At 40.8% G+C, this 14,640-nt stretch carries 18 protein-coding genes and 1 pseudogene; 2 read left to right on the top strand and 17 right to left on the bottom strand.

The genetic code is table 11. The features are described from left to right. The 7 genes and pseudogenes from HGJ98_RS11335 to HGJ98_RS11365 all read right to left on the bottom strand — a co-directional run. Window positions 1-1,133, bottom strand: a pseudogene (locus tag HGJ98_RS11335) (carbon monoxide dehydrogenase); the annotation flags it as partial. A 112-nt stretch (window positions 1,134-1,245) separates the two neighbouring features. After that, window positions 1,246-1,911 carry a Crp/Fnr family transcriptional regulator gene (locus HGJ98_RS11340; protein ID WP_291351450.1) on the bottom strand — a complete coding sequence of 222 codons (666 nt, stop codon included), beginning with the start codon at window positions 1,909-1,911 and terminating at the stop codon, window positions 1,246-1,248. 100 nt (window positions 1,912-2,011) lie between these two features. Next, a complete protein-coding gene (locus HGJ98_RS11345) occupies window positions 2,012-2,200 on the bottom strand; it encodes a hypothetical protein (RefSeq protein ID WP_291351452.1) in 189 nt (62 codons plus the stop codon). Between the two features lie 295 nt (window positions 2,201-2,495). After that, window positions 2,496-2,813, bottom strand: a complete 318-nt coding sequence (locus HGJ98_RS11350) for a DUF4179 domain-containing protein (protein ID WP_291351453.1) — start codon at window positions 2,811-2,813, stop codon at window positions 2,496-2,498. Beyond that, on the bottom strand, window positions 2,801-3,022 hold the full coding sequence (locus HGJ98_RS11355) for a sigma factor-like helix-turn-helix DNA-binding protein (protein ID WP_291351455.1): 222 nt from the start codon (window positions 3,020-3,022) through the stop codon (window positions 2,801-2,803). The genes HGJ98_RS11350 and HGJ98_RS11355 overlap by 13 nt, the downstream gene beginning before the upstream one ends. Before the next feature lie 6 nt (window positions 3,023-3,028). Continuing rightward, the gene (locus HGJ98_RS11360) at window positions 3,029-3,160 is read right to left on the bottom strand and encodes a sigma factor (RefSeq protein ID WP_291351457.1); all 132 of its coding nucleotides are present in this window, start codon (window positions 3,158-3,160) and stop codon (window positions 3,029-3,031) included. Continuing rightward, window positions 3,147-3,275 carry a hypothetical protein gene (locus HGJ98_RS11365; RefSeq protein ID WP_291351459.1) on the bottom strand — a complete coding sequence of 43 codons (129 nt, stop codon included), beginning with the start codon at window positions 3,273-3,275 and terminating at the stop codon, window positions 3,147-3,149. The genes HGJ98_RS11360 and HGJ98_RS11365 overlap by 14 nt, the downstream gene beginning before the upstream one ends. A gap of 287 nt (window positions 3,276-3,562) precedes the next feature. Between HGJ98_RS11365 and HGJ98_RS11370 the strand changes: the two genes are divergently transcribed. Beyond that, on the top strand, window positions 3,563-4,219 hold the full coding sequence (locus tag HGJ98_RS11370; protein ID WP_291351460.1) for a hypothetical protein: 657 nt from the start codon (window positions 3,563-3,565) through the stop codon (window positions 4,217-4,219). A gap of 145 nt (window positions 4,220-4,364) precedes the next feature. Here HGJ98_RS11370 and HGJ98_RS11375 read toward each other — a convergent pair whose 3' ends face one another. Together HGJ98_RS11375 and HGJ98_RS11380 are read right to left on the bottom strand one after the other, a co-directional pair. Continuing rightward, window positions 4,365-4,688: a GNAT family N-acetyltransferase gene (locus HGJ98_RS11375; protein ID WP_291351462.1), complete on the bottom strand. Its 324-nt coding sequence runs from the start codon at window positions 4,686-4,688 to the stop codon at window positions 4,365-4,367. A gap of 95 nt (window positions 4,689-4,783) precedes the next feature. Then, window positions 4,784-5,041, bottom strand: coding sequence for a hypothetical protein (locus HGJ98_RS11380; RefSeq protein ID WP_291351464.1), 258 nt, complete (start codon window positions 5,039-5,041; stop codon window positions 4,784-4,786). A 207-nt stretch (window positions 5,042-5,248) separates the two neighbouring features. Between HGJ98_RS11380 and HGJ98_RS11385 the strand changes: the two genes are divergently transcribed. Next, window positions 5,249-7,366 (top strand): beta-propeller domain-containing protein, encoded by a 2,118-nt coding sequence (locus tag HGJ98_RS11385; RefSeq protein WP_291351466.1) that lies wholly within the window; start codon window positions 5,249-5,251, stop codon window positions 7,364-7,366. A gap of 102 nt (window positions 7,367-7,468) precedes the next feature. On the opposite strand, the gene HGJ98_RS11390 is transcribed toward HGJ98_RS11385, so the two are convergent. The 8 genes from HGJ98_RS11390 to HGJ98_RS11425 all read right to left on the bottom strand — a co-directional run bounded on the left by HGJ98_RS11390 (window position 7,469) and on the right by HGJ98_RS11425 (window position 14,421). Further along, entirely contained in the window at window positions 7,469-8,200 is a 732-nt protein-coding gene (locus tag HGJ98_RS11390) for a vitamin B12 dependent-methionine synthase activation domain-containing protein (protein WP_291351510.1), read from the bottom strand. Then, entirely contained in the window at window positions 8,193-8,429 is a 237-nt protein-coding gene (locus HGJ98_RS11395; protein ID WP_291351467.1) for a MoaD/ThiS family protein, read from the bottom strand. The genes HGJ98_RS11390 and HGJ98_RS11395 overlap by 8 nt, the downstream gene beginning before the upstream one ends. Before the next feature lie 135 nt (window positions 8,430-8,564). Next, window positions 8,565-9,461, bottom strand: coding sequence for a 4-hydroxy-tetrahydrodipicolinate synthase (gene dapA / locus HGJ98_RS11400; protein WP_291351469.1), 897 nt, complete (start codon window positions 9,459-9,461; stop codon window positions 8,565-8,567). A gap of 1 nt (window position 9,462) precedes the next feature. After that, window positions 9,463-11,337, bottom strand: coding sequence for an aldehyde ferredoxin oxidoreductase family protein (locus HGJ98_RS11405; protein WP_291351471.1), 1,875 nt, complete (start codon window positions 11,335-11,337; stop codon window positions 9,463-9,465). 42 nt (window positions 11,338-11,379) lie between these two features. Beyond that, window positions 11,380-12,567 (bottom strand): FAD-binding oxidoreductase, encoded by a 1,188-nt coding sequence (locus HGJ98_RS11410; RefSeq protein WP_291351473.1) that lies wholly within the window; start codon window positions 12,565-12,567, stop codon window positions 11,380-11,382. Continuing rightward, window positions 12,560-12,835 (bottom strand): (2Fe-2S)-binding protein, encoded by a 276-nt coding sequence (locus HGJ98_RS11415; RefSeq protein WP_291351475.1) that lies wholly within the window; start codon window positions 12,833-12,835, stop codon window positions 12,560-12,562. The genes HGJ98_RS11410 and HGJ98_RS11415 overlap by 8 nt, the downstream gene beginning before the upstream one ends. A gap of 27 nt (window positions 12,836-12,862) precedes the next feature. Then, window positions 12,863-14,092 carry an FAD-dependent oxidoreductase gene (locus tag HGJ98_RS11420; RefSeq protein WP_291351477.1) on the bottom strand — a complete coding sequence of 410 codons (1,230 nt, stop codon included), beginning with the start codon at window positions 14,090-14,092 and terminating at the stop codon, window positions 12,863-12,865. Further along, window positions 14,092-14,421: a (2Fe-2S)-binding protein gene (locus HGJ98_RS11425; RefSeq protein ID WP_291351479.1), complete on the bottom strand. Its 330-nt coding sequence runs from the start codon at window positions 14,419-14,421 to the stop codon at window positions 14,092-14,094. The genes HGJ98_RS11420 and HGJ98_RS11425 overlap by 1 nt, the downstream gene beginning before the upstream one ends. Window positions 14,422-14,640 lie beyond the last annotated feature (219 nt).

Genomic DNA, 14,640 nt, shown 5'->3' on the forward strand with positions numbered 1-14,640 from the left:
ATCCTATCTGCCTCTGCCGGTGTCCAATCCACATGGCTTGCTCCTTCCAACTTAATATTCGGCAATGTGGAAATAAGTTCTGTATGATAGCATTCCGCCACTTGAGCTAGACCTGGCATAATACATTGAGCATCTACGACCATTGCTTCTAAGGCTCCTGTAATAATCGCCAATTCCTGACTCGAATAGTTTGTCGCTACAGAAACCCCTTGACGCATCAAAAGTTCATTGGCACTGCAACAAATGCCTACAATGTTAATTCCTTGAGCTCCTAGTGCTTTGGCCTCATTATTTAATTTACGGCTCCACTCCAGCACTTTTTCTGAGACCATTGGAATATGTCCGTGAACGGCAATATTGACATAATCCTCTTTAATAACACCCATTCGGTATTGGGTTTTAACAAGCCGTGGTGTACCAAACAGAATATCCTGGAGATCGGTGGATAGATGCAATCCATCATATCCTTCAACTAATCCCATTTTCATGATTCCCAGCAAAAGGCTAACCGGATCACTCTCACAGCCCATAGCTGTTTTATTGATAGCATTGGCTATTTCTAAATGCGCATTGGAGGGCAATATATTCAACTTTTCCCAGGTTTTAATGGATTTATCTTGGGCCCGAAGCCTTAGCCAATGGGATACACCGGATTGCTGCTGAAAATCTTGTAAGGCAATTAAAGCAACTTCTTTGGCTAATTCATTTATTTCTACCCCATCAACTGTCAATCCCAGTTTCTTGCCAATACTGATAAGTTTTTCTTTACCCTTAATTTCATAAGCAGCTTTACCTTCAGCAGCCTCCAAAAGGGTGTGTAGTACTTCCCGAGCATGTTCTACGTGCGGAGTTGTGCCTTCCACAATCAGCGACAGTAAATTACGAGCCACAATCTGGTCTGCCGTAGCCCCGCAAACACCACGCTTTATCCCTTTATTCCCATTAAAAGTTACTCGGCAGGGTCCCTGAAGACAACGGCGACAGCATACACCCGTTAATCCAAATTTACAATGAGGTTCTTGTTCCTTCGCCCTTTGAAAAGCAGTCTCAATTTTCTCCTGTTCCGCTTTCACTAATAATTCCTGCACCCCAGTATCTATTGTAAGATCAGTTATTAATACTTGTCTTGGCATCTTAAGACCCTCCTTATCTAAAAAGTTTCTCTTCTCTGACAATATCTTAAGACATCATAAATAAAAAAACCATCAAATATCTGACAGTTTTCTTACTCTTTCGACATGTAAATTATTCTGTTCTTCCTCCCAATTCATGCAATTTAAGCATGTCTAGTAAGAACATTGTTTTGCGATTTCGTCTTATAATCCCATCTTTTTCCCATCGATTCAAGAGCATCGAAGTGGTTTGTCGAGAACTCCCAACGGCTAGGGCAATATCTTCCACGGATAAACCTAGATCTATAAACATTCCTTCTTGTTCAACAACCCCTTTATCTTTGGATGCATCCAGTAAAAACCGAGCAAGACGTTTATCGATATCAAGGAACGCCAGATTCTCAATGATACGAAGTGTATTCCCCAAACTATCTCCTAAGGCCTTAACCATACTAATGAGTATGGTAGGGTTATTAAGCATAAAAAGATGAAAAGCCTCAGCATTTATAGCCAAAATCTTAGTGGCCTCTCTCGCTTCAGCAAAAGTCTTTGAATGACTACTATAAATATCACCTTGTTCCAAAAAGGCGATTGTAAATTCTTTTCCATCTGGATAGGCGAGGTAAATGCGCACCTTACCTTCTAGTACAATCATGATGAAATTATCCTTGCCATTGGGTTCAAAGATACGCTTATTTTTCTTATAATTTCTTTCATGAGCACTATTCTGAAGAATTTCCACTTGTTCATTGCTTAAAGTTCTTAAAAGCGGGATTTTTCTCAGTTCATTTATATTCATAATAGACAGAACTCCTAGCACATTTGATTTTCCTCACTGAATCACAGGAGTAAGTGAGAGCATGTTGGCCGTTGCTCTACATCTCATAGGTTTCTAGAGGTTAAGAGGGTATAACATTAATAATCTTATGGTAATCTCTAGCATAAGTCATTCTCTGAATATCCAGTGCAAGATCTTCTCCAACCCCTAAAAAACGGAGTGTTCTTGTGTGAATAATACTTCCATCCATTAACTTATCATAATGATCATTAGTCGTTTCTTCAAGGGGTACTTTCACACCATCTATCATTAGATATAACTTCGTTAGGACTAAGCTTTCTTCACTACTTATAGTAATAAATGTTTCATCTTGGGTCTGTGAAATTTCATGGACCTCTACTCTTTGATCAAGGATTTTCAAAATCTGATTTTTTTGAGTAATATCTAGGCTAAATCTATCATTTACATCATGATCGGCGGCAAAACTTACAACCTCAATTTGTAACTGCTTTAAATCTAAGGGTAAGGCATCGAAATCACTATGAAACTTAATCCCCTTAAGATCTGTACTTATTCCCCATCCTTGCTGAGTAACTTCATTTCCATCAGCAATCAGTTAAACTTAGATTCCTTTCGAAAGGTAATGGTGGTTTAAAGCTTGATATATTCTTAATCTTAGTATTATCCTTGCTAATCTCACCTTGAGAATTCTGATGACTATAATCTCCCCAAAAAGCCTTAACAGACATAAATGGGGTAATATTGTGATCGTTAACATGACCGGTTGGATCATCGATAGTGTAAAACAGCAAAAGCTGATTTTCATCCAGCATAACATAGTCTAGAGTAAGTGATACTCCGTTGCTAAAGGTATGGGTTTTCCCGATAGTCTGTCCTTTATCAAGTTCATTTAACTGTTGCAAAGGGTTCCCAAAGGAATTTTTAAAACTGTAGCAATGGATTCATAATCCATATCTAGATAATAGCGCAGTTTTAGAACCTCTTGATATTTTTGATTGAGCCCCAACAAATGACTTTCCAGAATAATTTGATCTTCCCTGGCTCCAAAGGATTCTTCATAGGAACCCTCACGAAGATTATTGAGTGACAGAACCTTGCTATTTTTTCGCAAATGATTCTAACAGCAATTTACTAAGATGGTTTTACTCCAACTGTAAAAGGCATGTTCATCTTTCAACTTCTTAATGTTTTCATAAACCTTCAGAATCATGTCTTCGGTAATATCCAAGGCATCATCATGATTTTTCATATAAACGTAGGCCAATCGATAATAATCCTGTTTTCTCTCTCACGATTAGCTTAATTAACATTTCTTTACCACCGACCTTGGCACGTTTTACCATTTCAATAATTTCCTGGTCCACCCCATCACCTCACTTCTATACCTAAGAGTTTTAATACGAATAAAAAGTTGATTTTATTCTACTAGTATTTTTTTTAACAATTTCAGTTAAAGAGGTTAATACTCCTTAGTTACATTAATAAAAGGAGCTGTCCGCCATACGGTTCCGAGTTTCACATTCAAGGTAATCCTTCTAAAAATAAGTAAAAATATATAATTACGCCGTCAGAAATAAGTTATCTAGAACCGTCTATTAGTTTAAGAGCATATTCTAGGCAGGAACAAGCCAATTAAAGAAAGGGTGAAAGTATGAAATTCTGTTTAAAACTTGTTTGGGTGCTAGTGATTCTACTTGTAACTACCGGTTGTAATAACGGTTCATCCACTTCAGACAATAACAACCAGACTCCTACAGTTATAAATGACCAACAACCAATTTCAAATTCTAACCAAACAAATATCAAAACTGAAACGGGGCGTTACAACGGACAAATTGATGCTAATTCCATCGAGGTTAATAGTTCTAACGTACCAGAGGAAATAACACCAGAAGTATATAGGCTGAGTGAATCCTTAAAAGCGACCTTTGATACTTTCAAACTTAACTCTGGAGATACAGTTAAGCTAAATTACAAGCTGAACGAGGCTGGTCAAAAAGTAATCGAAGAATTAACAATTCTTAATCGATCTTCACAAAATCCTCAACCACCATCTACCCCGAAAAATCCAACCCAAACTAAAAATGATACAGGTCGATATGTTGGACAAATAGACAATAATTCAATCGAGATACTCATTAGCGGTGTTCCCGAAGAACTATCTGCTAAGGCCTTTAAACTAAGTGACTCGGTTAAAGCTAATTTCCACACCTATGCTCTTCAAAAGAATGATCAAGTAAAGATCACTTTTATTCCTCAGAATGAAGGGCAACCAATTATTACAAAAATCGAAAAACTTGACGTATAGTACCTTTCCTAGTAGGACACTAACCTATATAGGTTACACCATTAGCTTAGAACACCATGGAACCCCATGGTTAAAACAACGAAAAACTACCTCGTCAAGGTAGTTTTCGTTGTTACAGGTTTTAACTTATGTTTCAATCGGAAAACTAATGCCTTCCATCAATCCTGCATGCCACGGCTTGATCACGAGCATCCTCGGAAAGGATATCCGAATACTGTTTCTCATGTCGCTTAAGCCAAATATTAGCATATGAACAGGTAGCTGTAGCTTTAAACCCTGCTTTTCTAAAGTACTCAGCTACTACTGCCATCATCTCCCCAGCTACCCCCTGACCTCTCAAAATGGGATTAACATAGGTATGATCTATATTCACCTCTCCATTTTCTTTACGAACAAAAGTAGTCTCACACATCAATTCTCCTTTTTCATCGGTACTGTAAATTCGTCCATTTTCATAGTTCCAATTCATGCTTTTCCACCTCGAATTTTATGACTTATACCTTAGTTCAAACATATAGCATTAAGAGCACCGCCATAGAAGAATTGTGCATCAGGCTTTGGGAATTATCCAAGTTTGCTGTTAGGCAGTAAATGACTGAAATTTTCAGCAAACTGCATTACAACGGTTTGTACTTCCTCCAACTTTTCTGGCTTTAGCAAAGCTATCATTTTAGGAAGAAACTGCACGATATCATCCTGTGTAAAATTCCCTTCTGTCAGCTTCTTAAAGTTTTCAACGAGTAATACTTTTGCTTCCTCAACCTTGTCTTCTTTTACTCTTTCTAGAATAAAACTTAAAAATTGTTCCTGTCCTTGATTCATAATAACCTCCATTAAGCTTTATAACATCCCATAGTATATCACAAATTATTAGTATGTTCACCGCTTGGTGGTAATCGACTTCCCCTAAAAAAATATGCCCAATTGCACTCCGCGTCAGTTTTACTTCCACAACTGCGTCTATTAAATGGAGTGGCTTAAATAGTCTTTTCATTGGAGTTGCAATTGGTATGTTGAGGAGGTAATAGAATGAAGAAAGCTTGGTTTTTAGTTGTTTTGCTCACGGTGTTTGTCCTTGTCACTTTGCCTAAGCTAGGTAAAGCAACTAACGAAGAGGTAACGGTAACCCAGGAACAAAGTCTACCCACAGTCGAAACTGCCGAAAATCTGCGCAGTCTCTTAAAGGAGTCGCAGAGTTCCAGAGCATTAATGGGACAAGGGAGACTCTACGCTACTGACGTGATGTTGGGGGCTGTCAATAAATCCGTTCAAACAGCAGAAGCATCAGCACCCCCTTCATCCAATTATGACATGGCGGGAAGTTCTGATCATTCAACCACAAATCTTCAAGTGGAGGGTGTGGATGAAGCCGATATTATTAAAAACGATGGTCAATACATCTATCAAGTAAACAATCAGGAGCTGATTGTTACTCAGGCTTATCCTGCAGATCAGATGAAAGTAATCAGCCGTATAGTCTTTAACGAGGGAGAATTTTCACCCCAGGAGCTCTATGTGGATGATCATTATTTAGTCGTAATAGGCAATACTTCTTATTCGGAAACCTCCAATCCTGATACTCCAAAGGTTCAACCTCAAGCTCAGGATGTTTCTCAAGTACAAATATATCCCCCTGTCTGGGCTAGATTTGCCTCCAAAGCAATCATCTATGACCTAGCTGATAAAACCAATCTGAAGCAGTTGCGTGAAGTCGAACTGGACGGGGACTATGTTTCTTCCCGTAAAATCGGTTCGAACCTTTATATAATCGCCAACAAATATTTGGACACTTATCGGATTATGGAACAAGGTGCAGAACCACCACTCCCTAGTTATTGTGATACTGCCGGCAAAGGGGATTATAAAACCATAGACTATAAAGACATCCGTTACTTCCCACAATCAATCGAAGCCAATTATTTGCTGATAGCTGCTCTTGATCTGGATCAAAGGGATAAGGAAATGCAGGTTGCAGCTTATCTGGGTTCAGGTCAGGCTATCTATGCTTCTGCCTCCAATCTCTATGTGGCAGTAACCCAATACCAGCAGGTTCATCAACCTAACCCCGATCTGCCTTCACCTGAATCCTCAGCAAAAGCCCAGTCGGCGTCTAGTAACTCTTCTAATTCCTCCCCAACTATAGCGCCTAAAAAAATAATACCGAGTTCCTTTAAAATAACAACGGCTCTCTATAAATTCGGACTGGCTCAAGGCGAAACCACCTATAAAGCTAAAGGCGAAGTACCTGGTACCATTCTTAACCAATTTGCGATGGATGAAGATAAGGACTACTTAAGGATTGCTACTACTACCGGTCAGATTTGGCGAACGGATGAGCTTACCTCTAAAAATAATGTCTATGTCCTTGATGAAAACCTCCAACTGACAGGTAAGATCGAGGATATTGCGCCCGGCGAGAAGATCTATTCCGTCCGATTTATTGGAGATCGCGGCTACTTGGTAACCTTTAAAAATGTCGACCCCTTCTTTGTCCTGGACCTTAAAGACCCGGCGGCTCCGACAATTTTGGGTGCTTTGAAAATCCCGGGATACAGTGATTATCTCCACCCTTATGATGAGAATCATATTATTGGCTTCGGCAAAGAAACCATTGAACTAAGCCAAAACACTGGTCAAGGCATCCTTCCTGGTGAACCAGGGGGATCGACGGCCTTTTACCAAGGGCTTAAGCTTGCAGTCTTTGATGTAACGGATGTTGCTCATCCTGTCGAGAAGTTTAAGACGACTATCGGCGACCGCGGAACGGATTCCGAAGTGCTTCGCAACCACAAGGCCTTGCTATTTGATAAGGAAAGAGGGATTCTATCCTTCCCCGTTACCCTTATGGAAGTTGCCAATCCAGGTGGCAACACTTCAAGAAACGGCTTCCCCGACTATGGGCAATTTACCTATCAGGGTGCCTACGTTTATCATTTTGATCTAGTCAACGGCTTCACCTTAAGAGGCAAAATAACCCATCTTAAGGAAGAGGACATCTTAAAATCCGGTCAGTATTATCTGAACAGCTCTAAGGCCATAGAACGGATTATTTTCATCAAAGACACTTTCTATACCCTTTCCAAAGCCATGATTAAAGCCAATGATCTTACGTCACTACGAGAAAAGAACAGCCTACTTCTAAAATAGTCTTGATTCACTTCGACAAGGTAAATTTAGGAATAGTATAAGTAGAGAAAGGGACTAGGTTCTTGACCTAGTCCCTTCGCTATTGAAGAGTTTTTAAGTAGGTTATTTGTACATGCTTTCATACATTTTTGGATCATAAACTGCCTTTCTATTGGGACATTCCCTTGAACATAATATACAATTCTCGTACGTATCGTTGGGAAACCAAATACCGGAAATTGATTTCATCGGTATTATTAAAGAACTATCTGTCAGCTCAGCACCAATTAGTTCTTTGACATCCCCAATAATTTCAAACAACTTCCGCTGTTCCTGAATATTCCAGTCTATAACGGAACCTGGGTTCATTTGGGCAATGGCCTCTATTTGATATTTTTCTTTTAAGTGAACCTCCAATGCCTCTTTTGCCAAACGCATGGCTTTTTCAGCCAAGGCGTTTGCCCAAAAGTTTATTAGCATATCATCAAACGAATTAGCCCATTCCGATAGTTCCTTACCACATGTAACAATAGCTGGAAAGAATTCACTAATCCCTTTCAAATTAACCTTAACAACTCGACTATTTAATTTAGCCCCTTCAACCACCACATAATTGTCCCCACTTGATTCCAGAACTGTCTTTTTATATACTGCCTTGGGTCTAGCGATAGCGGAAGCCTGTTCAACTAGTCGTTTAAACTCGTTGAAATAAAAACTATTAACGTGCAGCTCATTCACAAGGCTTTGTAAATCTGCTTCAAAGTAAATATTATCCAGAACAACTGGTTCCATCTTAAGTACCTCGCTGATGTTTTTTTCATTTAATACGTTTTTGACCGAAGCTAAATCAACCACCTGCAATTAATGGAAAGAGTTTTACTTCATCACCATCTCTTAAAATTGCCTTTTTCTTTTGCTGAGTTCCATTTATGATAATTAAAGTAACCTTCTCTGCAGGCAGATTAAGTTTCGCGATCAAATCTAATACTGTGCTGTTTAGTTGCAGTTCTATTTCAAAAATTTTTTCTCCAGCCGGAGTAAACTTTTCCAACCACGCATATAATTGTATTTTTACTTTAATCATCGCAAATTACATCCTTACTTTGCCTCGTGTTAAATATTAAGCCAAACTACCAGGGCCTCTCCTAGTACTATAACAAGCCACTGTTTTTCAGTGGCTTGTTATAATAATTTCATTAATCAATATAACTCTTAATTGTTACACATGTATAGGAAGATTTAGATTTGATAAAATATCTTTCAGGATCTTATCTTCTTCAGGTGTTAACCCTAAGCGGGGGTGACGGGCCGGTCCTCCGGCTTGGCCAAGAAGATCCATTGAACGTTTAATTGCCTGGACATATTTTCCGGATCCTTCAAGGAATTTGCAAAGGGGTAAAATTTGATCGTTAATTGCCCAAGCTTTTTCGATCTCACCATTTTGGAAATAATTGAACATATCTGTCACAAGTTTTGGCACGACATTCCCAGCAACACAAATCCATCCTGTTGCCCCGACAAAATACGATTCCATGACTAATTCTTCTGATCCGCAAAAAACTTCAAAAGCACCCTTGGCGTTTCTGGCCAAGTCTCTGGCTTTACCTATTTCCCCACTTGATTCTTTAATAAATTTAACATTTTTACAATCTCTTCCGATTTCCAGCATTAATTCAGTGCTCATGTTAACTCCAGATGTAAACGGATTATTGTATAACATAATCGGAATATCGACGGCATCTGAAATTTGCTTGAAGTGGAAATAGACTTCATTATCCTTTGGTTTACTGTAGTATGGATTAATGACTAATGCACAGTCTGCACCATTAGCTTTTGCCTGTTTGGTGTATTCAATGGCTTCTTTTGTTGTTTCCGCAGCCGTTCCTACGATAACAGGGATCCTGCCGTTTACTTCTTTCATTACGACCTCAACCATTTGGAATCTTTCTTCCTTTGATAAACTTACGAATTCCCCCGTGCTTCCATTGATTACAATCCCGGCAACACCTTGGTTAATAAAGTAGTTTACATTGTTTTTTAAGCCTGACCAGTCAATTTCTTGTGCCTCAGTCATTGGTGTAATGAGTACGATAAAAGCCCCTCGAATTTTTGACATGTTAGATTGCCTCCTTTTCTAATTTGAAGTTTGCCAACCCCAATTCATCTAAAACAGCTTTTGAGACATAGCCATTTTCATCCCAACCACGCATTTCATAGTATTCTTTAAGATAAACTTCCAGGTTTGGCACCTTACCTGCTCTGAATCCTTCTTTAGCAGGCTCGAACATAACTTTTGGCAGAGTATCTGATTTGGCATCAAAACCATCTCTTAAATTAATTAAGCGCTGGGCCGTGAAGATCCTCGTGCCGGCCTTCATATAGTCTTCTATAGTGTAATCCCAGCCTGTTACAGCATTAAAAATATCTAAGGATGCCTGAAAAGGCATTTCAGCTCCGTCAATCATAAAGTCACATAGTACAAGAGAATTAAGCAACGTTGCAAAATCCTGTAATTTCACCGCCAGCATGGTTTTATTTTCATCCTTAAAGAACTCTGTTGTATCTTCAGTTATTCCAAGTTCCGGAATGAAAAACCCACCCATTTCTACATCTTCTGGCATTCCGCGCATATGACATGCCCCGCGTGTACTTGTTGCATAATTTATGGCAAGACTAAAGTTGGCACGGGCATCATGGGCTGCCAAATCCAAGCCTTTGACATGGGCTACTCTTTCAACTGAGTCCGGGTGAATCTTCGAAGCAGCTCTTAAAGCACCCTCAGCAAAAATAGCTCCAAAACCCTCCTTGTTGCCAATTTGCTTTAATAATTCCATCATGACTTCGGCATCGCCCCATTTTAATTCCAGGCCATCAGTTTGTTGTATATTGAGCCATCCCTTTTCAAAACATTCCATGGAAAACGAAATACAGGCCCCCGCAGATATCGTGTCAATCCCCAGTCTATTGCAGATGTCATTACCCATAGCAATAGCTTTAGGATCATCAATTAAACAATTACTTCCCAACATGCCCAGAGTTTCATATTCAGGTCCTATCCCCTCCTGAGCATATTCCGTGGGTTCAGTAATTTTTATATGCCTGTGGCAACCCAATGGGCAATATTTACAGGGGAGCGGTTTGGCATTTAATACGTTAGTATAATTAGGAGCACCAATTTTGGCAGCCCCCTCAGTCCAGACATCTCCTGACCAATTTTTAATCGGCATATCTCCGACTGCTTCCACAGGAGTACACATACCCGGAGTGCCGTGCTCCCTGAATCCATTCTCTTTTCCCGCGCTATGAATTAGCTTACTATACTTTACTGAAAGCTTTTTCAATTCTTCCGGGTTGTGCAAAGGCACACTTTTTGTTCCTTGAACTGCTACAGCTTTGAGGTTTTTAGATCCAAATACCGCACCAATTCCTGTCCTTCCGGCAAAACTATGTTTATCAACTACAACACACGCCAGGGTTACCATCTTTTCCCCTGCAGGACCGATTGTTGCGATACTAAGTTTATTGTTGTTTTCTCTCTTCTGAATTTCATCGAAGGTTTGATAGGAATCAAGTCCCCAGATTCCCGCAGCGTCACAAATTTCTACACTATCATCAACGATTTTTAAATAAACAGGTTTTTGGGCCTTTCCTTCTATCACCAAAAAATCATAACCGGCATCTTTAAGGCCGGGTCCGAAATCTGCACCCGCTCCCGACTCTCCCCAAGTGCCTGTTAACGGTGATTTTGCTGCCAACGTCCATTTTGCCCCACCTGGTATAGTCGGGCCTTGAAAAGGTCCACAGGCAAAAACTAGTTTGTTTTCCTCACCCAACGGATTGATTTTTCCTGCAGTTTCTTCCAGCAATACCTTGGCTGCAATACCAGCTCCACCGATGAAATTCTTAAAAGCTTCATCATCAACATAATCAACCGTAATCTTTTCAGTTGTAAGGTTGACTCTAAGGGCTTTATTCCAATACCCGTTATTCATAACAAGCCTCCTTTGCTCATACTCCTCGCGGTATGACAATTATTAAGCAGACACGTTTTCATCAGCAAAACGACTTAACCTGAGTGGGTCTATCGTAATTTCGGTCTGTTCACCGCAAATTATTTGTGTCATAAGCTTTCCAGTGATGAGCGATAACCCAATTCCATCCCCTTCATGACCCGCTGCTACATAAAAACCAGGAACCTCGCTATCTGAGACAATCGGCATATGATCAGGAGTATACGGTCTTAAACCGGCATAGGACCGGATAACATTAATATCCTTCATCACAGGAAAAAATCGGACAGCACGCTGAGCTAATGCTTTCAACACCCCATTATGACAAGTGATATCCATGCCCACAAAGCGGCGGCTGCTGCCTATCAAAAAGTTATTAGCATGAGTCGGTTCAAATACAAAGGCAATACCGTATTCAACCATCTCAGGCGGAACACTTCTTTGATAATTATCTCCTTCAAATTTAGCCATGAGATAGCCAAACTCAACAACCTTACGTCTGGCTACAGGAAATGTTCTTTCTGCTACAAGGATCTGACCTTGTCTAGGTTTGATTGGAATTTTTAGATTAACCATTGCGCCAATTTCCGGAGCCCATATCCCGGCAGCATTAACTACATTCTTAGTCAATATTTCTCCCTTATCGGTGATTACCTTGCCAACACTGCCGTCAGAATTCAGTCCAATACCCGTCACTGAGGTATAGGTTAATATTTCAGCACCCAGTTTTTGGGCTCCATGGGTTAATCCATAGGCTAAAGCCATGGGATCAAGTGATCCGTCGCATTGAGTCTCCAATCCTCCGATAATATCCTTGGCAAGCTTCGGCTCATCCTCATGAACTTCGTATTGATCCATAATTCTTACAGGCAGACCCTGTTCTTGCTGCTTTCTACAGAACTCTTTGGCAACTTCCATCTCTTGTTGGCTCTCAATAAGCAACAAACTTCCTTTTCTGGTCCAGTGCATATCATAATCAATTTCCTTTGTAAGACCCGGAAACATATCCTGGCTTAGCTTGGCAAGACTGGCATCATAACCGGGAAGTTTATCATGGATCAGAACATTGCCATCACACTTGCTTGAAGTTCCTTGGGCAATATCCCCTTTTTCAACCATGATAACTTTCAGGTTTCTCTTGGCTAAATAATAAGTAACAGCTGTTCCAATAGCTCCTCCGCCGATGATTACGACATCTGCACTCCTAGTCATTGGCAACACCACCCAGCACACCAAACGAAACTGGTTTTACCGGCGGTCTGTCTGTTCCCGGGTCAATATCTTCCGGCTTCATTCCTGTTTCTTCAGCAAGAATACGAGCAACAAGCCTCTGACAGGTTCTCCCTTGGCATAACCCCATACCCGCACGAGTTCTCCGTTTGATGCCGGTGATGGTGCGTGCTCCTTGCCTTATTGCTTCCCGTATCTCTTCATCGGATATTTCTTCACATCTGCAAACTAGAAGATCCTTGTCGTTCATTGTTCTTCCCCCGTTAACGTTAATTATCTAGGAGATCACTTTGCCTTCTTTCCCATACTTGCTCACCCATAATTCCTTCATCGTTTGTCGGCCCTCGTCTACTCCGGGGTTGAATTGTATAGGTGCATGCTGTCTTACATCGCGAACGTAATCGACGGATTTTTGAAGCAGACGATCGATAGAACCCGCTTCTTTTCCGGATCTTTTTACAATGGCCAAGCCGGCAACCGTTCCCTGGGCCATGGCAATTTTTCCGCCCTCAATCCCTGTAATATTTCCAGCTACGAAAAGGCCCTGCAGAGGGGTCTCCATCCATTCCGAATGAACTGGAATATGTCCGCCTAGTTCCGGAACAAATTGGAATGGGCATCCGGCAACTGCAGTGATTTCTGTCAGTGGATATAAGCCTCCAGCAATACAAACGAAATCTGCTTCATAAATCTTATCGGAACCGGGAACAGTCGCACCATTAGGGGTAATATCAACCACGCGCACCCCTTCCACCTGTTTCTTCCCAACTATTTCCATAGCAGCTTTTCGCAGTTGTAAAGGAGTACCGCTTATTTTCATACCGCCTTTCGGATAGAAGTTCAGCGCAATTTTTCTGAGCAAGCCGTTTTTCATAAAAACGCTTCCAAAACGAAGCAGTAACGAAGGAGCAAGGTGTGCTGCACTTAAAAGTGATTTAAGTACTTCCTCCGGTTCGCCCGCCTCTTGGCTGATTGGACTTTTTTCCGGGAGAACGATCCTGTCCACTTGGATTCCGGCCAACTGTAATTCGGTTAAAATGGCAAAAGCCAAAATATTTGCTCCAATAATGATTCCTTTTTTACCAACTTGAACACGATGGACATTCGTCATTACTTGTGCTGCCCCGATTGACATAACCCCAGGCAGAGTCCATCCGGGTACTGGGATGGGATATTCTGCAGACCCGGTTGCGACAAGGACATAAGATGCTTTCATCGATCCCGCATTTGTATGGACATTCCAGAGAAGCTCATCTTTTTCTAAATTGAAAACCGAGACTCCACACCGTACATCAATCGCTAAATCTTTCGTCTTCTGTTGCAGACGCTCCGCTTCTTTAATTCCATTCCACCAGTTGCCGGATGGCTCTTCATAAAGCTGGCCGAGCAGCCTGCCTCCAGGCCTAAAAAATTCATCAAGGACAGTTACTTTCAAGCCAAATTCCGCACAAGCAATGGCCCCTGCCAATCCAGCAGGCCCTGCTCCAATTACAATTACATCACTCATTATCCTTCTTCCATCCTCTTAATAGCGTTAGGAAGCTGCTTACCGCTTTCAACCACCATGCCCTGTTGAACTATTGTTAGACATGCCCTTACATTTGGCTGCCCATTTACCGTTACACGGCATTCCATGCAATGGCCAATGTTGCAGTAAATTCCACGGGGTTTTCCACTTTCCTCATGTAGCCGCAGCGTTATAACACCATTTGCCAGAAGTGCGGCGGCAATTGTTTCATTTTCATATGCTTCATAGTTTTTTCCGTCAAATTGAAATGAAATGGCTTTACGTTCTGGTAGTTTTCCCAGGATGGGATGGTCTAGTAATCTTGTCACGTTTCCCCCCCCTTTAAGAATCCTGCTGAGAATTATACAGCAAATAATAAGCGCCGCTGCTGCTGACAGCCATTGTACGGTACCTAAGATTCTCGGCAGCTTTCTGGGATGCTTGCAATTATTGACTTCCGACCTTTGCGTGAAAACCATACTTTGCACGATTATATTGGTAACAGCAACTGTTATAAAAAGAAGTATTGACCAATGAAAAGCCTAAAT

It is taken from the genome of Desulfosporosinus sp. (genome assembly GCF_014237355.1).
Taxonomy (GTDB): Bacteria; Bacillota; Desulfitobacteriia; order Desulfitobacteriales; family Desulfitobacteriaceae; genus Desulfosporosinus.

Coding starts and splice junctions, on each gene's coding strand:
- HGJ98_RS11340 (WP_291351450.1), bottom strand. CDS start 1,911: ATGAATATAAATGAACTGAGAAAAATCCCGCTTTTAAGAACTTTAAGC.
- HGJ98_RS11345 (WP_291351452.1), bottom strand. CDS start 2,200: ATGATAGATGGTGTGAAAGTACCCCTTGAAGAAACGACTAATGATCAT.
- HGJ98_RS11360 (WP_291351457.1), bottom strand. CDS start 3,160: ATGAAAAATCATGATGATGCCTTGGATATTACCGAAGACATGATTCTG.
- HGJ98_RS11370 (WP_291351460.1), top strand. CDS start 3,563: ATGAAATTCTGTTTAAAACTTGTTTGGGTGCTAGTGATTCTACTTGTA.
- HGJ98_RS11375 (WP_291351462.1), bottom strand. CDS start 4,688: ATGAATTGGAACTATGAAAATGGACGAATTTACAGTACCGATGAAAAA.
- HGJ98_RS11380 (WP_291351464.1), bottom strand. CDS start 5,041: ATGAATCAAGGACAGGAACAATTTTTAAGTTTTATTCTAGAAAGAGTA.
- HGJ98_RS11385 (WP_291351466.1), top strand. CDS start 5,249: ATGAAGAAAGCTTGGTTTTTAGTTGTTTTGCTCACGGTGTTTGTCCTT.
- HGJ98_RS11395 (WP_291351467.1), bottom strand. CDS start 8,429: ATGATTAAAGTAAAAATACAATTATATGCGTGGTTGGAAAAGTTTACT.
- dapA (WP_291351469.1), bottom strand. CDS start 9,461: ATGTCAAAAATTCGAGGGGCTTTTATCGTACTCATTACACCAATGACT.
- HGJ98_RS11405 (WP_291351471.1), bottom strand. CDS start 11,337: ATGAATAACGGGTATTGGAATAAAGCCCTTAGAGTCAACCTTACAACT.
- HGJ98_RS11410 (WP_291351473.1), bottom strand. CDS start 12,567: ATGACTAGGAGTGCAGATGTCGTAATCATCGGCGGAGGAGCTATTGGA.
- HGJ98_RS11415 (WP_291351475.1), bottom strand. CDS start 12,835: ATGAACGACAAGGATCTTCTAGTTTGCAGATGTGAAGAAATATCCGAT.
- HGJ98_RS11420 (WP_291351477.1), bottom strand. CDS start 14,092: ATGAGTGATGTAATTGTAATTGGAGCAGGGCCTGCTGGATTGGCAGGG.